Raw genomic sequence first — 6663 nt, 5'->3', positions numbered from 1 at the left:
GGTGCAAAGCGCCGGAGCGATAACCCATCGTTCCGGCGTTGTGGTTGGCTCCGCTGATGGGTTTTCGCTGGGCTCAACCCATCCTACGGCCCTAAACCTGCCCGACCCGTGTCAGCTGCAACCTCGCCACTGCCCCTGCAATAAAGCTCCGCGGGAACAGCCTGAGCAAAATCGGCACGATCTTGATACCGAGTCCCGGAAACACCGTGCCCTTGTTCGCCATCAGGCTCTTGTAAGCCAGCGTCGCGACATCCTTCGGCGACACGCCGAGAATCATCGAATCCAGCCCCGGCTTGAAACCCGCCCGCGCCTGGAATTCCGAGGGCACCGGGCCGGGGCAGATGGCCGTGACGCGCACGCCCTTGGGGCCGAGCTCCTGGCGCAGCGCTTCGGTGAAGGACAGCACATAGGCCTTGCTGGCGTAATAGACCGCCATGCCGGGGCCCGGGATGAGGCCGGCGATCGAACTCATATTGAGGATGCCGCCTTTGTGCCGGATCACTTGCGGTGCGAGGCGCAGCGAAAGATCGGTGAGCGTGCGGATATTCAGGTCGATCATGCGCAGCTGCGCATCGCGGTCCATGTCGACGGCGAAACCGAACATGCCGAAGCCGGCATTGTTGATGAGATACTCGACCTCGACGCCGTTGCTCTGCAACGCTTCTTCGATCTTCGCGCAGGCGTCCGGTTGTTCGAGATCGCAGGGAATGACGATCGGGGCCGAGCCGCCGGCGGCGACGATCTCGTCTGACAAAGCGGTGAGGCGATCGGCACGCCGTGCCACCAGTGCCAGCCGATGCCTGTGGGCGGCGAAGACGCGGACCATCTCGGCGCCAATTCCCGCCGAAGCTCCGGTGATCAACGTTACGCGCTCAGTCACAGGGAATTCTCTTGCAAGTATGGCTTGAAGACGAATGGCTCTAACTAAGGCGTAATAGGGATATCATTGATGCGCAAGCGCCAATGGCCACCCGGATACCGGGGCAGCCAATTCAGCGCGTGTCTCGCCAAAGAGCCGCATGCGATATCGCCGATCACGCATCGTGCTATCGGCGATATGTGACGGATTGAATCAGGCCGTCTCGGCCGTATCGCCGGCTACCCGGCGCTTGAGTTCGACGCGGTCACGTGCGGACACGCCGAGCAGATCGGCGGCACGCCAGACCACGTTTTCCTCGAATTCGCTGACCTTGCCGTCGGCAAAAACCAGCTCCCACATCATCTCGACCAGACGGATGCGGCCGGGCTCATCCACCACGCGCATGATGACGCTGGTGAAGTGATAGAGATCGACAGCCTCGCCTTCGACCAGCGTCGCCGCCTCGATCAGGCGATCGGCGGTGCCGGGGTCGAGCTCGAAGCGCGTCTCGATCAGGCTGTGGAGTTTTTCCTGTTCGATCTTGGATGGCGCGCCATCGATCGAAATCACATGAATCAGCAGCGCGGTTGCCGCGAGGCGGAAACCGGTATCGTCGAATTTCTGGTCGGCCGTGGCATCGGGGGCCACAACGTCTGAAATGAATTGGCGTAATTTTTCGAGCATGAGATTTTTGAACCAGATCGGCGGGCCGCGCACCATGCGGCGAATGAGCCATCGCGTTGTGGCGCGGAACATGAACGCACACAATACACGCCGGTTCCTGACCGCGTAATTACAGTTAAGTAAGCCCTGGTTCGTTTACGGAATTTCGTAGACCAAAACTGTATCAGCAATGCCGCGTAAAGCGGCAGTCTTCTCGATGGGTGCGGTACCCGCCTGTTGCAGAATCGCTTCGACAGCTTTTGCGGAAACGATCGGTGTCGTCACATGAATGGATTGTGACGTGGCGAGACCCTGGACGCGGGCGGCGATATTCACGGTCTGGCCGAAATAGTCCTGCCGCTCATTGAGCATCACGGCGAGGCATGGCCCTTCATGGATGCCGATCTTGACGACGAGATCGCGGGTCTCGCGTTCGTCATTGAGACGCTCCATCGCCTTGCGCATTTCGATCGCGGCCAGCAGTGCCTGTTCGGGACGGGTGAAAGTGGCCATCACGCTGTCGCCGATGGTCTTCACCACGGCGCCGCCTTCGGCTGCGATGATGTCGAGCAGCGCATGGAAATGCGCGCGGACGAGATCGAAAGCGGCGAGATCTCCGACGCGCTCATAAAGCGCGGTGGAGCCCTTGAGGTCGGTGAACAGGAAGGTCAGCGAGGTGATCTTCAGGCGCTGGTCGATATTGAGATTGTCGGCCTTGTAGAGATCGCGAAAGGTCTGGTTGCTGAGGATGCGCTTGGCGGTGACGAAGGGTTTGCGCTTGCCGATCAGGTGATGAAGCGCATCGGCGGCGACCAGGATCGACGGCAGCACGCGGGTGCCGGTCTGATTGTCGTAGGCGATCGTCAGCGGGCCCGGCTGCATGGTGGTGGTCAGCGTCGGTGCATGTTCGCTGCGATAGGTGAGGGAGAGATGTCGCATCTCATTGGTCGGCTCGCCCTGCACATCGATGAAATGCGCGGTGTGAGTCACCGGCTCGAACAGGATGATGAATTGCGGTGGTAGCTGCAGCGTCAGTTCGGCCCTTTGATGCGCGGGCAGTTCGCGGGCATCGAGCACAACGTCCTCCGACAAGGTCGACAGTGCGTCCGCGTTGAATTCGATGCCCGAGCTCCAGAACACCTGGCGGAAATATTCCCAGATCGGCAGTGAATTCGGATCATGGGCGGCGATGCGTCGGATGCGCGGCGAGATGGTGAAGGCGACCTCGACCTGCTCATCGACCGACACGGCATAGCCGCGGCCGCACAGGCCGCATTGATAGTCGTCGCTGCGCAGCGATTTCAGCGTGCCATGGGCATCGAGCACCCCGCCGCAGCCGGGACACATCACATTCCAGGTCAGATCGAACAGGCCGAGCTTGGACGCATGAAGGAAGCCGGCGATGGCTTTCTCTTCATTGAGGCCAGTGCGGGCTGCGAAATCCAGCGTGTTGACGCGATTGAGCTCATGATCCGCGCCCTCCTGCGCCAGAAGCGCGATGGCGTCGGCGACCGCGGGATCGGTGACTTTCTTCAGGCGCGCGAAGTGGGAGAGAATGTCGCTCATAACTCGATAGATAAGGGGTGTGGGGCAGGAGTCCAAGACGCGTCACGAGCTCTGTCCCTCATCGCGGATCAAACTCGATCCCTCATCCTGAGGAGCGCGCTCTTGCGCGCGTCTCGAAGGATGGTGGCATGCTCCGAGCCAGGCCAGCTCATGGTTCGAGACGGCGCTTCGCGCCTCCTCACCATGAGGGCTTACCTTGCGGCGATCCTGAACTCCGGTGATCGGTCCGGCTGTGTCGTCACGACGCCGATCGGCATCACCGGCTCCGCTTCCGGCAGCGTCACCCGGAAATTCCCGATGATCTTCGCCAGCGCCAGCGTGGCCTCGACGATGGCGAAATGGGCGCCGATGCAGACGCGGGCGCCGACGCCGAAGGGGAGATAGGCAAAACGGTCCGGCTGCGGATGGCCGGACGTGAAGCGCTGCGGCATGAAGGCGTTGGGCTCGGACCAGCGCGTCTCGTTCCGGTGCAGCAGCCATGGCGCGATCAGGACGATGTCGTTCTTTGCGACCGCCATGCCGCTGATCGTGTCGGGGGCACGGGCGGCGCGTGCGATCAGGAAGGCCGGCGGATAGAGCCGCATGGTCTCGTCGATGACCGCGCGGGTCAATTTCAGGCGGTCGAATTCCAGCGCGCCGGTGGCCATGGCTGCCCGCGCCTCGCTGGCCACAAGCTCCTGCGTGGCGGGATCGAGCGTCAGCAGATACAGCGCCCAGAACAGAGCGGTTGCCGTGGTCTCATGGCCGGCGAGGATCATGGTGGCGACCTGATCGCCGAGCTGGTCGTCGGTAAATTCGGCGCCGGTCTCGGGATCGCGCGCCGCCAGCATCAGTTCGAACAGATCGCGCGGCGGGGCATCGTCCGCCTTGCCGGCAGCGCGGCGCTCGGCCACCAGCATGGCGACGAAGCGGGTCCAGCGGCGGCGGAAGCGCCAGCGGGGAAAATCCTGCGGCGTCGGCCAGCCCGCCGGCAGCAGCAGGTCGAAGAAATGCGGCCGGGCCAGCGTCTGCCCGTATTCCATGACGAAGTCACGCAGCACCTTGCCGTGCTTCGTCATGCCATAGGAAAACATGGTGCGGCCGGCGATCTCCAGCGTCATGCGCTGCATGATCTCGCGCAGATCCACCGGACCGTCGGTCTTGCCCTGCAGGTCGGCCACCGTGTCGTCGATGGCCGAGAGCATGTGCGGCACCAGCGTGCCCACCGCGCGCGGCGTGAAGGCTGGCGCCAACGTGCGGCGCTGATGCTTCCAGGCGCGCCCTTCGGCGGTCAGCAGGCCGTCACCGAGCAGTGGCCGCAACACCCGGAAGGCGGCGGGGGTGCGGGTGTAGTTCTCGTAATTGTCCACCAGCACGTGGCGGATCGCATCGGGGTCGTTGAGGATGAAGCTGGCATGGCCGAAAAAGCGGCCCTTGATGATGTCGTCCTCATAGGCCTTCTGGCCCCAGGTCTCGATGGCACTGCGGCGCATCGCCTTCATGCGGTCGCGTGCCGTCATGTCCTCGGGCGCACGCGGCGGGGCCGGCGGCACCACATGGCGCTTCGGGATCGGGAAGTCGTAGACCTCGGCAATGCTCACGACAGGCCTCGCAACGATGAGAGCGACAGCGGATCATATCATCGGACAAAGCCGGCGTCTTGAAGGCGTCATTGTTTGCAGGTGCAGCATCGATTTATGCGGGAGCGACTGGACAGGGCATGTCCTTCGCAGGCATCACCATTGGTGATGACGGAATCCCCCAAACCTGCTCCCTTGCCCTCTGACGGAATTGCCGCGCCGCTGCGGTTTCCGGTGTTCCGCCGCATCTGGCTGGCCAGCCTGCTGTCAAATCTGGGCCTGATGATCCAGAGCGTCGGCGCCGCCTGGGCGATGACGCAGATGACCGCCTCCGCCGACAAGGTGGCACTGGTGCAGACGGCCTTGATGCTGCCGATCATGATACTGGCCATGCCGGCCGGCGCCGTGGCCGACATGTATGACCGCCGCATGGTGTCGCTGGCATCCTTGGCGCTGTCGCTCGTCGGCGCCAGCACGCTCACGGCGATGGACTGGACCGGCCATATCACGCCGAACATCCTGCTCGCCTTCTGCTTCATCATCGGCAGCGGCATGGCGCTGTTCGGCCCGGCCTGGCAGTCCTCGGTGGGCGAGCAGGTGCCGGAAGACGTGCTGCCCGCCGCCGTGGCCCTGAACGGGATCAGCTACAACATCGCCCGCAGTTTTGGCCCGGCCATCGGCGGCGTCGTCGTGGCGGCCGCGGGGGCTGTCGCGGCGTTCGGCGCCAATGCGCTGCTCTATGTGCCGCTGTTCGTCGTGCTGCTGCTGTGGCGGCGGCAGATCGAGGTCTCGCGGCTGCCGCGCGAGCGGTTGAACCGGGCCATCGTCTCCGGCATCCGCTACATCGCCAATTCGCCCTCCATCAAGATCGTGCTGATGCGCACGCTGATCACCGGCATCTGCGGTGGCTCGATCTCGGCGTTGATGCCGCTGGTGGCGCGCGACCTGCTGCATGGCGGCGCGCAGACATACGGCATCATGCTTGGCGCCTTCGGCATGGGCGCCGTTATCGGCGCGCTGAATATCGGCCATATCCGCAAGCATTTTGCCAGCGAAACCGCGATCCGCGGCTGCACGCTGATCATGGGCATGGCCATCATCGGCGTGGCGATGTCGACCGAGCCGGTGCTGACCGCCGCATCATTGGTTGTCGCTGGCGCCGTCTGGATGGCTGCGATCGCGTTGTTCAATATCGGCGTGCAGCTGTCGGCGCCGCGCTGGGTCGCGGGGCGTTCGCTCGCCGCGTTCCAGGCGGCCATCGCCGGCGGCATCGCCATCGGCAGCTGGGGCTGGGGCCGTCTCACCGACGTCGTCGGGATCGAATGGGCGCTGATCGTCTCGGGCATCGCGATGTTCGCCTCGCCGCTGTTCGGCCTGGTGTGGCGGATGCCGCCCACCGGCGCCCGCGATGAGGATGCGGAGCGGCTTGAGGATCCCGAAGTGCAATTGCAGCTCACGGCGCGCAGCGGGCCGCTGGTGGTGGAGATCGAATACCGCGTCGATCAGGAACAGGCGCGTGCCTTCCATGGCGTCATGCAGGAGGTGCAGCTCACAAGGCAGCGCAATGGCGCCTATGGCTGGTCGATCGCGCGCGACATTGCCGATCCGGAATTGTGGACCGAGCGCTATCATTGCCCGACATGGATGGACTTCTTGCGCCAGCGCAATCGCACGACGCAGTCGGAGCGCGCGCTGTATCTGCGTGCGGCGGGCTTCCATCTCGGCCCCGATCCCGTCCGCGTCCGCCGCATGCTGGAGCGGCCTTTCGGCTCGGTCCGCTGGAAGGAAGAGACGCCGGATCGCGCGGCGACGGAAGTGTTGCCGGCCTCGACGCCAGCGGGCAGCAGTTAGTTCCCTCGCCCCGCTTGCGGGGAGAGGGTGGCCGCGCGAAGCGCGGTCGGGTGAGGGGGCTCTCCATTTGCTCGGAGCGTGTGGATAGCCCCCTCACCCGACTTCCACGCGCTGCGCGCGCTACAGTCGACCTCTCCCCGCAGGCGGGGAGAGGTTAGAACGTCA

At 64.1% G+C, this 6663-nt stretch carries 5 protein-coding genes; 1 reads left to right on the top strand and 4 read right to left on the bottom strand.

The genetic code is table 11. The annotated features are described in order from the left end of the window. Positions 1-91: 91 nt before the first annotated feature. The 4 genes from ACIQ2A_RS25165 to ACIQ2A_RS25150 all read right to left on the bottom strand — a co-directional run bounded on the left by ACIQ2A_RS25165 (position 92) and on the right by ACIQ2A_RS25150 (position 4668). Positions 92-880 (bottom strand): SDR family NAD(P)-dependent oxidoreductase, encoded by a 789-nt coding sequence (locus ACIQ2A_RS25165; RefSeq protein WP_398484661.1) that lies wholly within the window; start codon positions 878-880, stop codon positions 92-94. A 192-nt stretch (positions 881-1072) separates the two neighbouring features. Then, positions 1073-1543 (bottom strand): TerB family tellurite resistance protein, encoded by a 471-nt coding sequence (locus ACIQ2A_RS25160; protein ID WP_398484663.1) that lies wholly within the window; start codon positions 1541-1543, stop codon positions 1073-1075. A 135-nt stretch (positions 1544-1678) separates the two neighbouring features. Beyond that, positions 1679-3088 (bottom strand): adenylate/guanylate cyclase domain-containing protein, encoded by a 1410-nt coding sequence (locus ACIQ2A_RS25155; RefSeq protein WP_398484659.1) that lies wholly within the window; start codon positions 3086-3088, stop codon positions 1679-1681. A gap of 191 nt (positions 3089-3279) precedes the next feature. Continuing rightward, entirely contained in the window at positions 3280-4668 is a 1389-nt protein-coding gene (locus ACIQ2A_RS25150) for a cytochrome P450 (protein ID WP_398484656.1), read from the bottom strand. A gap of 147 nt (positions 4669-4815) precedes the next feature. Here ACIQ2A_RS25150 and ACIQ2A_RS25145 point away from each other — a divergent pair, with 147 nt between their 5' ends. Continuing rightward, entirely contained in the window at positions 4816-6498 is a 1683-nt protein-coding gene (locus tag ACIQ2A_RS25145) for an MFS transporter (protein ID WP_398484654.1), read from the top strand. Positions 6499-6663 lie beyond the last annotated feature (165 nt).

The sequence above is a fragment of the Tardiphaga sp. genome (assembly GCF_044336785.1).
In the GTDB taxonomy this organism is placed as follows: Bacteria; Pseudomonadota; Alphaproteobacteria; order Rhizobiales; family Xanthobacteraceae; genus Tardiphaga.
Note: the sequence above shows the minus strand (reverse complement) of the source record. Positions and strands in the feature narration are given on the sequence as shown.

Excerpts from the sequence above, each read along its gene's own strand:
- ACIQ2A_RS25160 (WP_398484663.1), bottom strand. The coding sequence starts at position 1,543 with ATGCTCGAAAAATTACGCCAATTCATTTCAGACGTTGTGGCCCCCGAT.
- ACIQ2A_RS25155 (WP_398484659.1), bottom strand. The coding sequence starts at position 3,088 with ATGAGCGACATTCTCTCCCACTTCGCGCGCCTGAAGAAAGTCACCGAT.
- ACIQ2A_RS25145 (WP_398484654.1), top strand. The coding sequence starts at position 4,816 with ATGACGGAATCCCCCAAACCTGCTCCCTTGCCCTCTGACGGAATTGCC.